This window comes from Cupriavidus sp. 01L46 (assembly GCF_056399905.1).
Map to the genome: position 1 here is coordinate 20,542 of NZ_JBFTSF010000011.1, position 12,733 is coordinate 33,274.

14 protein-coding genes are annotated in these 12,733 nt (G+C 67.0%); 3 read left to right on the forward strand and 11 right to left on the reverse strand.

Translation table 11 applies throughout. The features are described 5' to 3' along the window. Positions 1–14: 14 nt before the first annotated feature. Positions 15–1,004, reverse strand: coding sequence for a GlxA family transcriptional regulator (locus AC1DS3_RS03555; protein WP_477126701.1), 990 nt, complete (start codon positions 1,002–1,004; stop codon positions 15–17). 94 nt (positions 1,005–1,098) lie between these two features. Between AC1DS3_RS03555 and AC1DS3_RS03560 the strand changes: the two genes are divergently transcribed. Beyond that, positions 1,099–1,557: a tautomerase family protein gene (locus tag AC1DS3_RS03560; protein ID WP_477126702.1), complete on the forward strand. Its 459-nt coding sequence runs from the start codon at positions 1,099–1,101 to the stop codon at positions 1,555–1,557. A 26-nt stretch (positions 1,558–1,583) separates the two neighbouring features. Next, on the forward strand, positions 1,584–2,402 hold the full coding sequence (locus AC1DS3_RS03565) for a dienelactone hydrolase family protein (protein WP_477126703.1): 819 nt from the start codon (positions 1,584–1,586) through the stop codon (positions 2,400–2,402). A 33-nt stretch (positions 2,403–2,435) separates the two neighbouring features. Here the strand turns inward: AC1DS3_RS03565 and AC1DS3_RS03570 are convergent, their stop codons facing one another. Genes AC1DS3_RS03570 through AC1DS3_RS03590 form a run of 5 tightly spaced genes read right to left on the reverse strand, consistent with a single transcriptional unit; the run spans position 2,436 to position 7,291 of the window. Further along, entirely contained in the window at positions 2,436–3,137 is a 702-nt protein-coding gene (locus tag AC1DS3_RS03570) for an RraA family protein (RefSeq protein ID WP_441631394.1), read from the reverse strand. 57 nt (positions 3,138–3,194) lie between these two features. Next, positions 3,195–4,397, reverse strand: coding sequence for a pyridoxal phosphate-dependent aminotransferase (locus AC1DS3_RS03575; RefSeq protein WP_441631392.1), 1,203 nt, complete (start codon positions 4,395–4,397; stop codon positions 3,195–3,197). A gap of 38 nt (positions 4,398–4,435) precedes the next feature. Continuing rightward, the gene (locus AC1DS3_RS03580) at positions 4,436–4,993 is read right to left on the reverse strand and encodes a LeuD/DmdB family oxidoreductase small subunit (RefSeq protein ID WP_441631390.1); all 558 of its coding nucleotides are present in this window, start codon (positions 4,991–4,993) and stop codon (positions 4,436–4,438) included. Further along, positions 4,990–6,291: a 3-isopropylmalate dehydratase large subunit gene (locus AC1DS3_RS03585; protein ID WP_441631389.1), complete on the reverse strand. Its 1,302-nt coding sequence runs from the start codon at positions 6,289–6,291 to the stop codon at positions 4,990–4,992. Before AC1DS3_RS03585 ends, AC1DS3_RS03580 begins: the two co-directional genes overlap by 4 nt. Positions 6,292–6,304: 13 nt before the next feature. Beyond that, the gene (locus AC1DS3_RS03590; protein ID WP_441631387.1) at positions 6,305–7,291 is read right to left on the reverse strand and encodes a Bug family tripartite tricarboxylate transporter substrate binding protein; all 987 of its coding nucleotides are present in this window, start codon (positions 7,289–7,291) and stop codon (positions 6,305–6,307) included. Positions 7,292–7,474: 183 nt separating this feature from the next. On the opposite strand from AC1DS3_RS03590, the gene AC1DS3_RS03595 reads away from it, so the two are divergent. Next, complete coding sequence (locus AC1DS3_RS03595; protein WP_441631385.1) at positions 7,475–8,473, forward strand: LysR family transcriptional regulator; 999 nt, start codon at positions 7,475–7,477, stop codon at positions 8,471–8,473. A gap of 28 nt (positions 8,474–8,501) precedes the next feature. Here AC1DS3_RS03595 and hypB read toward each other — a convergent pair whose 3' ends face one another. The 5 genes from hypB to AC1DS3_RS03620 are packed head-to-tail and all read right to left on the reverse strand — an operon-like array spanning position 8,502 to position 12,679. After that, on the reverse strand, positions 8,502–9,395 hold the full coding sequence (gene hypB, locus AC1DS3_RS03600) for a hydrogenase nickel incorporation protein HypB (protein ID WP_477109115.1): 894 nt from the start codon (positions 9,393–9,395) through the stop codon (positions 8,502–8,504). Then, positions 9,395–9,724 carry a hydrogenase maturation nickel metallochaperone HypA gene (gene hypA / locus AC1DS3_RS03605; RefSeq protein ID WP_441631381.1) on the reverse strand — a complete coding sequence of 110 codons (330 nt, stop codon included), beginning with the start codon at positions 9,722–9,724 and terminating at the stop codon, positions 9,395–9,397. The genes hypB and hypA overlap by 1 nt, the downstream gene beginning before the upstream one ends. 11 nt (positions 9,725–9,735) lie before the next feature. Then, positions 9,736–10,809 (reverse strand): hydrogenase expression/formation protein HypE, encoded by a 1,074-nt coding sequence (gene hypE / locus AC1DS3_RS03610; RefSeq protein ID WP_441631379.1) that lies wholly within the window; start codon positions 10,807–10,809, stop codon positions 9,736–9,738. Further along, positions 10,806–11,993 carry a hydrogenase formation protein HypD gene (gene hypD / locus AC1DS3_RS03615; protein WP_477126704.1) on the reverse strand — a complete coding sequence of 396 codons (1,188 nt, stop codon included), beginning with the start codon at positions 11,991–11,993 and terminating at the stop codon, positions 10,806–10,808. The genes hypE and hypD overlap by 4 nt, the downstream gene beginning before the upstream one ends. After that, on the reverse strand, positions 11,990–12,679 hold the full coding sequence (locus AC1DS3_RS03620; protein WP_441631375.1) for a D-sedoheptulose-7-phosphate isomerase: 690 nt from the start codon (positions 12,677–12,679) through the stop codon (positions 11,990–11,992). Before AC1DS3_RS03620 ends, hypD begins: the two co-directional genes overlap by 4 nt. Positions 12,680–12,733 lie beyond the last annotated feature (54 nt).

Genomic DNA, 12,733 nt, shown 5'->3' on the forward strand with positions numbered 1-12,733 from the left:
CGCCGAATCCCGCATCAAGGCGCTTCGCCCGCCGTTCGATACTGGCTGGGTGTGACACCCGCCCTCTTGCGCATCAGGCGCCTGAGCGCCGTGGCATCCTCATAGCCCACCTGCTCGGCAACCTGCTCGACGGACATCCGGCTCGATTCGATCAGCATGCGGGCGCGATTGAGCCGCACGCTCTGCACCAGCGCCAAGGTACTCTTGCCCGTGGCCTCGCGCACACGCCGCGACAGCGTTCTCTGGGACATGGCAAACTCGTCCGCCAACACCTGGATACTGGGTGGCTGCGGCAATGCGGATTCGATCCGAGCCACCAGACGGCCGACCAGCGCATTGCCGTTGGACAACATGGCCGGCACCACGAAGCGCGCTTGTGCTTGCCGGCCGTCGATCAGCAAGACCCGGCTCACCGCGTCGGCAAGCGCAACGCCAAACCGGCTGCGCAACAGGTGAAGCATCAGATCGGTCTGTGCAAATGCCGCGCCGKCGGTGCTCACATGCTCATCCGCGCAGACCATGCGGTCGGCATCGACGATGCAACGCGGCTCCAGGCGCTGCAACTCGGCTGCCAGCCACCAGGATGTCGTGACCCGGCGCTGCGCCAGCAGGCCCGCGGCCTGTAGCAGGAACACCGCGGAGCAAGATGCCGCAACATGGCCGCCAGCGGCGGCATGCGTGGCAACAGCCCGTGCCGCCAGCCGCGCATCCTCTTGCGCCAGCCGGCGGGCGATGGCGCTGGCATCGTCGATGCCCAGCCCCGGCACGATCCAGGTCGTCGCATGCGTGGCCTGCGCACGTGGCCGCGCTGGCAAGGCCGCGGCTTCGATATGCATGCCGCCGCTCAACGGCACGGAACGCCCGGATGTCGATACCACGCGCCAGGTCGGCCGGGGCAGATGCATGCGCGGCGCGAGCAACGAAGCCGCGCGCAGGATATCGATCGTCGCGGCCACGCTGGTTGAATAGGCGCCGGACAGCGCCACAACGGTGAAATCCTTCATTGGCTGAAAACGCCCTAAAGATGTCTAAATTGACACTCAAAGTCTACCTGGCCAAAGCGTCTAATGCACCTACCTCAACGACAACGCCGCTTCGATGCCCAATATCCTCGTCAACATACCCAAAGGCGCGTTTGCCGGCCCTGCCCGCGCAGATCTCGCCCGCCGCATCAGCGACGCCGCCGCCATGGCGGAGCGCATGCCCGATGACCMGCACAAGCGCTTCGCGATCTGGGTCGTGATCGAAGAAGCGGAAGCCGGCTTGTGGACGTGCGGCGGCGTCGACATGTCATCGCAGGTGCTGCCCTGCATCGCGACGGTCTATGTGCCTGCTGGCGTGCTGGACGCGCCGGCCAGGGCGTTGTACGTACGGTTGATGCACGACGCCCTCCGGCAGGCGCAGCCAGCCGGCGACCAGCGGCGGCTGGCCACCTCGGTGAGGCTCCACGATGTGGCCGATGGCACCTGGGGGGTCAATGGCGATGTCTGGCAGTTGCCCCGCTTCGCAAAGGTGGCCGGCTACGCGCACCTGCAGCATCTGGCCGACGCGGCCTGACCATCCAGCGCACAGGAGGCAACGCCATGGTGAACCGCAGCATGATGGAGGCAGATCGCCTTGACGATTTCACGCGCCGCACGATCACGCTCGACGGCGTGGCCAAGGTGGTCCACGTAGCAGGCTCGGGGCCTGCGGTGATCKTCATGACGGAGATGCCGGGCATCAGCCCGCACGTCGCACGCTTTGCCCGGTGGGTACGCGATGCGGGCTTGACGGTCTATATGCCGTCGCTCTTTGGCCGCGACGGCGCCGTGCCGGACGCCGAGGCAGGTGCGGCGGTCTTTCGGCGCGCCTGCGTTAGCGCGGAGTTTCACGCATTCGCTGCCAATCAGTCGAGCCCGGTGACACAGTGGCTGAGGGCGCTGGCGAGGCTGGCGCACCAGGAGTGCGGCGGCCCCGGCGTTGGCGCCATCGGCATGTGTTTCACCGGCAACTTCGCACTGTCGATGATGCTTGAGCCGGCGATGCTGGCACCGGTGATCTGCCAGCCCTCGCTGCCRTTGGATGATCCCGGTGGCATCGAGATGGCGCCCGGGGAGCTCGCCGTGGTGCGTGAGCGGCTCGAGCGGGAGGATCTCACGGTGCTGGCGTATCGATTTGCAGGCGATCGGTTTTGCAGGGCGCAACGCTTCACGGCCTATGCCGAGGCCCTTGGCGGCAGGTTCGTGGGACGCACGCTGCCGGACAGCGCCGCCAACCCCGATGTCCCTGCCTTCTTTGCCCAGCACGTGCCTTGCCCGCACAGCGTCGTCACCGTCCACCTGATTGACGAAGCTGGCGAGCCGACAGTGGCCGCGCGCGACGAAATCCTGTCGTTCTTTGTGCAGCGCCTCGGCTCGTAGGTGGAGACGAGAAGGGCCAAGGCCCTCCAGGCTTCAAACCGGCAAACCCTTCGCCCTCAACACCGCGTCAAAGCGTTCCTGGTCCGTGGTGCCAGTGCGGTTGCCCTCGCGGATCTTGGCCTCCTTCTCCAGGTGCGCGCGTGTTTTGCGCAGCACGTGCGCCGCTTCGGCAGCCGGCACCGCGATCACGCCATCGGCATCGCCCACCACCAGGTCGCCCGGCATCACCACCAGCCCGGCGCAGGAAACGGGCACGTTGATCTCGCCCGGGCCGTCCTTGCTCGGGCCGCGATGCGTGTGCCCCCGGGCGAAGATCGGCATGCCCTCCTCCGCCCATTCGCACAGGTCGCGCACCGCGCCGTCGATCACCAGGCCGCCAAGCTTGCGGGCGATGCAGGTGGTGCGCATCAGGCCGCCTACCAAGGCCTGCGTCACGTCGCCGCCGCCGTCGATCACCAGCACGTCGCCGGCTTCGACCATCATCAGGGCCTTGTGGATCATCAGGTTGTCGCCGGGCCGCACGCGCACGGTCACCGCCGGGCCGCACAGCACGGTACCKAGCCGGGCGTGATACTGGCGCAGGCCGATGGCGCCCACGTTACGGCTCATCGCATCGCCGATGGCGGCCACCGGCATCTCGCGCAAGGCGGCGACGACGTCGGCGGCCGGGCCCGCCGCGCGTGGGTTGATGCGATAGCCGGCCGGCCACTGCAGTGGCTGGGAATCGTTGCTCATAGTGAAACTCCAAATCGGATGTAGCTAGCGCCGGGCTCAGCGCTCGCGGGTATGTTGTCAGCGCAATGCCTCGCACGCCAGGCGCAGCCGCCGCAGGCCTTCCTGCAACTGCGCAACAGAGGTGGCAAAGGATATGCGGAAGAACGGCGACACGCCATAGGCACCGCCCTGCAGCACGGCCAGGTTCTGCGCCTCCAGCAGGTAGAGCACGAAATCGGCATCGGTCTCGATCCGCTTGCCTTCCGGTGTCAGCTTGCCGATCAGGCCTGCACAGGACGGATACACATAGAATGCGCCTTCCGGCGAGTGGCACCGGATGCCCGGGATGCGGTTGAGTTCCGCCACCACCATGTCGCGCCGCGCCTGGAAAATACGCGTGCGTTCGGCGATGAAGTCCTGCGGGCCGCTCAGGGCTTCCAGCGCGGCGGCCTGGCTGATGGACGATGGGTTGGACGTGCTCTGCGACTGCAACTTGACCATGGCCTTGACCAGCGCCGCCGGCGCGCCGCCGTAGCCGATGCGCCAGCCCGTCATGGCGTAGGCCTTGGACACGCCGTTGATCGTGAGCGTGCGCGCCATCAGCGCCGGCTCCACCTGCGCGATGGTGCAGAACTCGCGGTCGTCATAAAGGATGTGCTCGTAGATGTCGTCCGTCATCACCCACACCTGCGGGTGGCGCAGCAGCACCTCGGCCAGCGCCTCGAGCTCCGCGCGGGAATACGCCGCGCCGCTCGGGTTGTTGGGGGCATTCAGCACGAGCCAGCGCGTGCGCGGCGTGATGGCGTGCTCCAGGTCCTCCGGGCGCAGCTTGAAGCCATTCTCCGGCGGGCAGTCCACGAAGACCGGCGTGCCGTCGGCCAACAGCACGATGTCGGGGTAGGACACCCAGTAGGGCGTCGGCACGATGACCTCATCGCCCACGTCCACCGTGCACATCAGCGCGTTGAAGATGATCTGCTTGCCCCCGGTGCCGACGATGATCTCGCTGGCCGCGTAGTCCAGGCCGTTGTCGCGGCGGAACTTATCGGCAATCGCCGCCTTGAGCTCCGGCGTGCCGCCAACATCGGTGTACTTGGTCTTGGACGCCGACATGGCGCGGGTGGCGGCCTCGCAGACGTTCTGCGGCGTGTCGAAATCCGGCTCGCCGGAGGTGAGGCCGACGATGTCCCGGCCGCTGGCGCGAAGCTCACGCGCGCGTTGCCCTGCCATCGAGCTGGGCGACGGCTTGATCCGGTTGAGGCGGGCTGCGATGATTGTCATGGTCTGGGCGCTGTCTTCGGTAGCGTGAATGGATAAGGTTAGGCAAGCTTGCGATGCTGGCGCAGGTAGGCAACGAGCCCGCCGGCCGCGCGGATGGCCAGCACGATGTCCGGCACGGGTTCGCAGGGAATGCGGCGGGTAGGCGCCTCGCAGGCATGGCCCACCATCAGCTCGGCGCCGGCGCCGTCCAGGCGCAGCGTCAGCGCGTTGCCTTCGGCAATGCCGGCGGTATCGGCGGTGATCAGCAGCAGGCCGTTGTTGATGGCGTTGCGCCAGTAGGTGCGTGAGAAGCTGCGGGCCACCACGACGCGGATCCCTGCGGCGAGCACCACAGTGACTGCCACCTCCATCGCGGAGCCGCAGCCGAAGTTATGCCCGGCCACCAGGATGTCGCCATCCGCCACGCTGGCGGCGAAGGCGGGATCCACATCCTCCAGCAGGTAGCGGCGCAGCACCTGCGGGTCCAGGCTGTCCTTCTTGCGGCTGGAGGCGATCAGGTAGTCGGTATTGATGTCATCGCCAAGCAGGCGGGCGCGGCCGTGGATGACGGACGCGGCGCCGGCTGCGGCGTTGGATGCGGTTTGCTGCAATGTCATTGCGCCACCTCGCGCGGATCGACCAGGTGGCCGGTGACGGCGGCGCTGGCGCAGGCGCGCGGCGACGCCAGGAAAATCTCCGACGTGCGATTGCCCATGCGGCCCTTGAAATTACGGTTGGCGGTGGAGATCACGCGCATGCCATCGGCGGGAATGCTGCCGCAGGTGCCGCAGCAGGCGCCGCAGCCGGACGGCTGGATCTCTGCCCCGAACGCCGCGAACTCCGCCAACAGGCCGTCGCGCTCCAGCTCCGCGCGGACCTCTTCCGATGCGGGCGTCACCACCAGCCGCACGCCGGGCGCCACGCCACCGCCCGCGCGCAGCACGTCCAGCGCTTCGCGGTAGTCCTTGCTGCGCCCGCCGGTGCAGGTGCCGAGATAGACCATGCCGATCTTCAAGGCCGGCGCCTGCGCCAGATCGAGCACACCGTCCACGCGGTGCGGCAACGCCACCTGCGGCGTGATGGCGGACAGGTCGAAGCCGAGCGTATCGACATAGGTGGCGTCGTCATCCGCCGCCACCGGGACATAAGCCTGCGCGGTGCGCCCGGCGAGGTACGCTGCCGTGCAACCATCGAAGGGAAACAGGCCCGCCTTGGCGCCCATCTCCACCGACATATTGGCCAGCACGATGCGGTCGTCCATATCGAGCGCGGCAAGGCCGGGCCCGTCGAACTCCAGCGCAAGGTAGCTCGCACCGCCCGCACCGATGCGGCGCGCCATGGCCAGGGCCAGGTCCTTGGCCGACGCGTACGCCGGCAAGGCGCCATGCAGGCGGATACGCAGCGAGCCGGGCACCTTGAGCCAAAGCTGGTTGCACTGCAGGACGCCGGCCAGGTCGGATGAGCCGATGCCCGTGCCGAACGCGTTGAGCGCGCCGTAGGTCACCGCATGCGAGTCAGCCCCCACCACGAGCTGGCCGGGCAGCGCCCGGCCCCGCTCCAGCATGAGCTGGTGGCCGATGCCCTCGCCCACCTCGAACACCCCGATGCCATGCGCCAGTGCGTAGTCCCGCGCGATGTCCTGCAGGGCCAACGCGCGCGCGCCGGAGCTTGCGCCGTAATGATCCAGCGCGAAGACCACGCGTTCGGGCCGGGCCGGTCCCGGCAAAGCATCGCGCTCCGGCTGCATCTGCCGCAGGTAGTCGAGCGCCATGGGGATCGAGCCATCCGTGCCCATGGTGGCATCCGGCTCGCAGATCGCCAGGTCGCCAGCGCGCAGGTCGCGGCCGGCGGCGCGGGAGAGCAGCTTCTCCGCCATCGTCCTGCCGCCGGTGCCGGGGGTAGCCGATACGTTCATCGCCGGCACCGGATCAGTTCAGCTTGAGGTTGGCGCTCTTCACGACCTTCCCCCACTTCTCATGCTCGGATTGAATCTGGCGGGCGAAGACGTCGGGCGAACCGCCAACGGGCTCGACGCCAAGCTGCACCAGCTTGTCCTTGACCTCCTCGGTGGCGAGAATGTGGTCGATCGCGCGATTGAGCTTGAGCACGATCGCACGCGGCGTACCGGCGGGGGCCACCACGCCGCTCCATGACAGCGACTCGTAGCCCTTCAGCCCAGCCTCATCCACGGTCGGCACATTGGGCAGGCCAGGAAGGCGCTTGCGGCTGGTCACCGCCAGCGCGCGCAGCTTGCCCTGCTGCACAAAGCCGATCGAAGAAGGCGCGTTATCGAACAGCATCGTCACCTGCCCGCCGAGCAGGTCGGTCAGCGCGGAGGAGCTGCCCTTGTAGGGCACATGCAGGATGTCAACGCCAGCCATGGACTTGAACAGCTCGCCGGACAAATGCGTGGAGCTGCCCGGCCCCGACGAGGCAAAGCTGAGCGAGCCCGGCTTGCTCCTGGCCAGCGCCACCAGTTCCGGCACGGTGGTCACCGGCAAGCTCGGCGACACCACCAGGATGTTCGCGTTCTGCGTGACGTAGCTCACCGGCACGAAATCCTTGGCCACGTTGTAGCCCATGCGGCTGTACAGATGGTCGTTGATCGACAGCACGCCCGTAGCGCCCATCAGCAGCGTGTAGCCATCGGCCGGGGACTTGGCCACCAGCTCCGCGCCGATATTGCCGCTGGCGCCGGCCCGGTTGTCGACCAGGAACGGCTGCTTGAACTGCTGGGAGAGCTTTTCGGCGAGGATGCGCGCGACCACATCGGTAGAGCCTCCGGCCGCGAACGGCACCACGATGCGCACCGCCTTGTTGGGGTAGCCGTCGTCCGCTGCAGGGGCGTCGGCGGCATGGGACAGACATGGCAGGACAACAAGCAGTACGGCGCTCAGGCGGATCAGGCTCTTCATCTGGGGTCCTGTGGGAGAGAGAAAAGTGGCACTTTGTATCCATCGCCACGCAGTACGGCGCCGTGGTTGAAGCCAAATTCTATGCACCCCCATTAATCTGGACAAACGAATTCGATAGGCCGATTATTACGAAATCCAGAAAAATAGCCCGGACCGCGATCCCGGCCGCCCCCCCCTATCCTCATGCGCCACAATGTCACCCTCAAGCAACTGCGTTGCTTCCTGGCCGTCGCCGACACCGGCTCCTTCACGGCCGCCGCCCTGCGCCTGTGCATGACGCAATCGGCGCTCACGGCCACCATCCAGCAGTTGGAAGAAGCCGTAGACCTGAAGATGTTCGACCGCACCACCCGGCGCGTGGCCCTGACCGAACACGCCGAACGCTTCCGGGCCGAGGCGGAGAAAGTCGTCAACGGCTTCGACAGTTCGGTCTATGACCTGATGGCGCTGTCCCAGGGCAGCCGAGGGCATATCCGCATCGTCGCCGCGGCCTCGGTCATCAACCACTTCCTGGTCCGTGCCATCCCCAGGTTCCGCGAGAGCTATCCCGGCATCACCATCTCCCTGCGCAACCCCGCCGCCCGTCAAGCCGAGCGGCTGGTGCTGGAAGGCGAAGTGGATTTCGCCATCGACAGCAAATACCAGGGCCATGAAGGCCTCGACTACACGCCACTGGTGGCCGACTCCTACGGCGTGGTCTGCCACCGCGACCTGCCGCTGGCGCAACTGGAACGCCCGGTATGCTGGGCCGACCTGACGCCCGAACAATATGTCGGCTTCAGCGCGGACACCGGCATCGGCCACTTCCTGCGCAGCCACGCCGGCAACTGGCCCGTGCTCGGCGGCCAGCACGATGAAGTGGAAAGCACCAGTTCCCTGTTCGCCATGCTCAGCATGGGCAAGCAGTACTCGGTGCTGCCTGCGCTGGCGAACAAGGGACGTGAGTATCCCGACCTGGTCTTCCGGGAATTGCACGAGCCGCTGCTGTCACGGGAGATTTGCGTGATCACGCGGCCGTTGCGGTCGCTGTCACCGAGCGCGCAGCGGCTGTTGGGGATTTTGCTGGAGGAGATACGGGAACAGGCCCTGCCGCCGGGGGTGTCGGTGCAGGCGGCTGCGCAAGTGCGGATGGTCCAAGGGGGCGAAAGAGCGAGTCGCCGCCCCCAGCCTTCAAGCCTTTGACTTTGTAGCCAGCCTGCGCAGCACCCAATCATGTGCCCGCCTGGCAACGCGCGTGCAACCACGCGTACCACGCCTGCATACCCTCGCCAGTCTGCGCCGAGACATGCAGTATCTCGATGCCGGGATTGACCTGGCGCGCGTACCGTACGCAGCGCTCCACGTCGAAACGCAGATGCGGCAGCAGGTCCGTCTTGGTCAGGACCATCAGGCTGCTGGCGTGGAACATGTGGGGATACTTGACCGGCTTGTCCTCGCCCTCCGTCACCGACAGGATCACCACCTTGGCCTGTTCGCCAAGATCGAACAGCGCCGGGCAAATCAGGTTGCCAACGTTCTCGATCATCAGCAGCGAATGCGGCGGCGGGTCAAGCGCGTCCAGTCCGCGGGAAATCATCTGCGCGTCCAGGTGGCAGCCCGTGCCGGTGTTGAGCTGGATCGCCCGGCCACCCGCTGCGCGAATGCGCTCCGCATCGTTCAACGTCGCCTGGTCGCCCTCGATGATGCTCAATGGCAGCGCGCCATCCAGATCGCGGATGGTGCGCTCCAGCAACGTGGTCTTGCCCGCGCCCGGCGAGCTCACCAGATTCAGCGCCACGATTGCGCGGCCCGCCAGCCAGCCACGATTGCGCTCGGCGATCAGCTGGTTCTTGGCCAGGATGTCCCGCTCGATGGCAACGGGTGTGCCGTGAACGAGGGCGTGCTCGTGCGCTGGCTCGTGTGGATGCTCGTGCGTGTGTTCATGTTCATGGTCATGGTCATGGTGAGTATGCGGATGCGCGTGGGAATGCATATGGCCCCCCTGTCCCGCGCCCGCGTGAGCACGAAACACCATCCCGCCCGGCGCCGCGGCGACAACGGCCTCCGCTTGCGGATCCGTCACCACCGCGCCTTCCGTATCCGAGCAACCACAAGTCGTGCACATCACGCCACCTCCATCCGCCGGATCTTCAACTGCTGCCCGGAAATCAACGCCAGGTTCTCGCTGCCGCAAGCGCATTGCCCGAACGGCACGGCAATGTCGAGTTCAGCGCCGCAAGCCGTGCAACGTGCCCGCCCGGGTGTTTCGATAATCTCGAGCACCGCGCCTTGCACCGCCGTATCCTTCGCACAGACATCGAAGCAAAAACGGATCGCATCAGGCATGACGGCCGAGAGCTGGCCGATTTCCAGCATCACCCGCAGCACCCGCGCCCCGTTAGCCTGCTCGGCGCAGATCTCGACCACGCTGTTCGCGATGCTCATCTCGTGCATGACGCCCCCCCTCAGCAGATCCGTGGCAACTGCTCGCCGACCAGCGTGTCGACGATCCGCTGGCCGCCAAAGCCGGTGTGCAGCACCACCAGGCCCGCCGGCCCGGCCTCCACCACGCCGATCGCCGCCGCCTGCCGGCCGTCGGGATGGGTGCGCATCGCCGCCAGTACGCGTCCGGCGTCCGTGGGCGGCACCACGGCAACCAGCTTGCCCTCGTTGGCCAGGTAGAGCGGATCCAGCCCGAGGATCTCGCACGCGCCCTTGACCGCCTCGCGCAACGGGATATCCGCCTCGCGGATGCGGATGGCCACGCCGGAGCCATGCGCGAACTCGTTAAGCACCGTGGCAACGCCGCCGCGCGTGGCGTCTCGCAGGCAATGGATGTCCGGGCAGGCGTCGAGCATCCGCGCGATCAAGCCATTGAGCGGGCGGCAATCACTCTCTACATCGGCTTCCAGCGCAAGCTGCTGGCGGGCGACCAGGATCGCCGCGCCATGGTCGCCGAGGTAGCCGTTGACGATCACCACATCGCCCGCGCGCGCATGGCTAGCGGAAATGGCCACGCCCGCGCGCACCACGCCGATGCCTGCGGTGTTGATAAAGAGCTTGTCCGCGCAGCCGCGCTCCACTACCTTGGTGTCGCCCGTGACGATGGCGACGCCCGCCTCCTGCGCCACCCGCTGCATGCTGGCCACGACCCGGCGCAGTGCGTCGATCGGGAAGCCCTCCTCCAGCACCATGCCGCACGACAGGAACAGCGGCGCCGCCCCCGAGACCGCCAGGTCGTTCACCGTGCCGGCGACCGCCAGCGTGCCGATATCGCCGCCGGGGAAGAACAGCGGATCGACCACGTAGCTGTCGGTGGTAAAGGCCAGCCGGTCGCCGTGCGCGGCGAAGACGGCCAGCGGAAACACCGCCTGGTCCTCCAGCGCAGTCAGCGCTGGGTTATCGAATGCCGTCACGAACACGTCTTCGATCAGCTCGCGCATGGCCCGCCCGCCACTGCCGTGGGCGAGGTTGATCACGGTGTCGCGCACATGCGCGACGCGCTTTGGCGCCAAGGCAGCGGTAGCCCGGTCATTCATGCCGTGCTCCCCGCGCAGATGGCAGCGCCGGTCGGGGCCTGCGCCTTGGCGCCGTGCCGCTCGATCCGCGAGGTATCGATCCGCCCGTAGTGGTAATACGCGGCGCACGCGCCCTCGCTCGACACCATCAGCGAGCCCAGCGGCGCCTCGGGCGTGCAGGCCGTGCCAAACACCTTGCACTGGTGCGGCTTGATCACGCCCTTGAGCACCTCCCCGCACTGGCAGGCCTTGGGGTCGGCGATCTTGACATCCGGCACCGTGAACTTGCGCTCGGCATCGAATCCGGCAAACGCCTCGCGTATCCGCACGCCGGAGAAGTCGATGGATCCCAGCCCGCGCCACTCGAAGAACTCGCGCAGCTCAAAGACCTGCTGGATCGCCGCCAGGGCCTGCGGGTTCCCCGCTTCCGGCACGATGCGCCCGTACTGGTTCTCCACCTCGCAACGCCCTTGCGCGATCTGCCTCAGCACCATCCACATCGACTGCAGCACATCCAGCGGCTCGAAGCCGGCTACGGTGATCGGCTTGCGGTAATGCCGGGCGATAAAATCATAGGGCCGCGTGCCAATCACCATGCTGACATGGCCCGGGCCGAKGAAACCGTCGATCTGCAGGTCCGGCGAATCCAGGATCGCCTTGATGGTGGGGATGATCGTGATGTGGTTGCAGAACAGCGAGAAATTGCGGATCCCCATGGCATGGGCCTGCAACACCGTCATGGCGGTGCTGGGCATGGTGGTCTCGAAACCAAGGCCGAAGAAGATCACCTCGCGCTCCGGATGCGCCTGCGCGATCTTCAATGCATCGAGCGGCGAGTAGACCATCCGCACATCGGCGCCGTCCGCCTTGGCCTTGAGCAGGCTCTTCTTCGAGCCCGGCACCCGCATGGCGTCGCCGAAGGTGGTGAAAATCACCTCCGGGCGTTCGGCCAGCGCCACGCAATCGTCCACCCGCCCCATCGGCAGCACGCACACGGGGCAGCCCGGGCCATGCACAAACTCAACCTCATCGGGCAGCAGCTGCTGGATGCCATAGCGGAAGATCGTATGCGTATGCCCGCCGCACACCTCCATGATCTGCAAGGGGCGTTGCTTCGCCCGCGCGATGCCCGCTACCAGCTCGCGGATTTCCCTGGCCAGCGCCTGCGCCTTGGCGGGATCGCGGAACTCGTCGACGTATTTCATCGCGCGCCTCCTTGGGCCAGCCCGCCACGGTCATCGGCGAGCAGGGTATGCACCAGGTCCCACAGGATGTGATAGATCGCCACGTGGGTCTCCTGCACCCGGTGAATGCTGTCGCTCGGCACCACCAGGCAATGGTCCAGATCCGTGCTGGTGGCCATGCGCCCGCCGTCGTGGCCGGACAGGCCGATGGTCACCATGCCCATCTCCTTGCCCTTGGCGAAGGCAGCCAGCAGGTTCTCCGAGTTGCCGCTGGTCGACACGCCAATCAGCGCGTCGCCGCGCCGTGCCTGCGCCACCAGCTGGCGCACGAAGATATGCGCGAAGCCGACATCGTTGCCCACGGCGGTCATCATGGCGGTGTCCGCAACCAGGTTGACGGCGCTCAGCGCCGGGCGGCCGGCGGTGACGGGATGCAGGAACTCCACCGCGATATGCGCCGCGTCGCAGCTCGAGCCGCCGTTGCCCATGGCAAAGAGGCGGCCATCGCGGCGGTACGTGGCGGCAATGGCATGGGCCACCGCCACCACCGCCGGCCCGTTCTGCGCAAAGAACCTGCGCTTGGCGTCAAGGCTGTCGTCCGCCTTGCGCCGCACGGATTCCAGCAAGGCTGCGTCGAGCTTGTCCCGGTCCTGCCGTTCTCCGTGCAGGAAGGGATACAAGCCTTCTAGTGGCGATTGGTCGGGCATGCCGCGTCTCCGTGCTGACTACTACCTGCTAACTGCTACCTGCTAACTGCTACC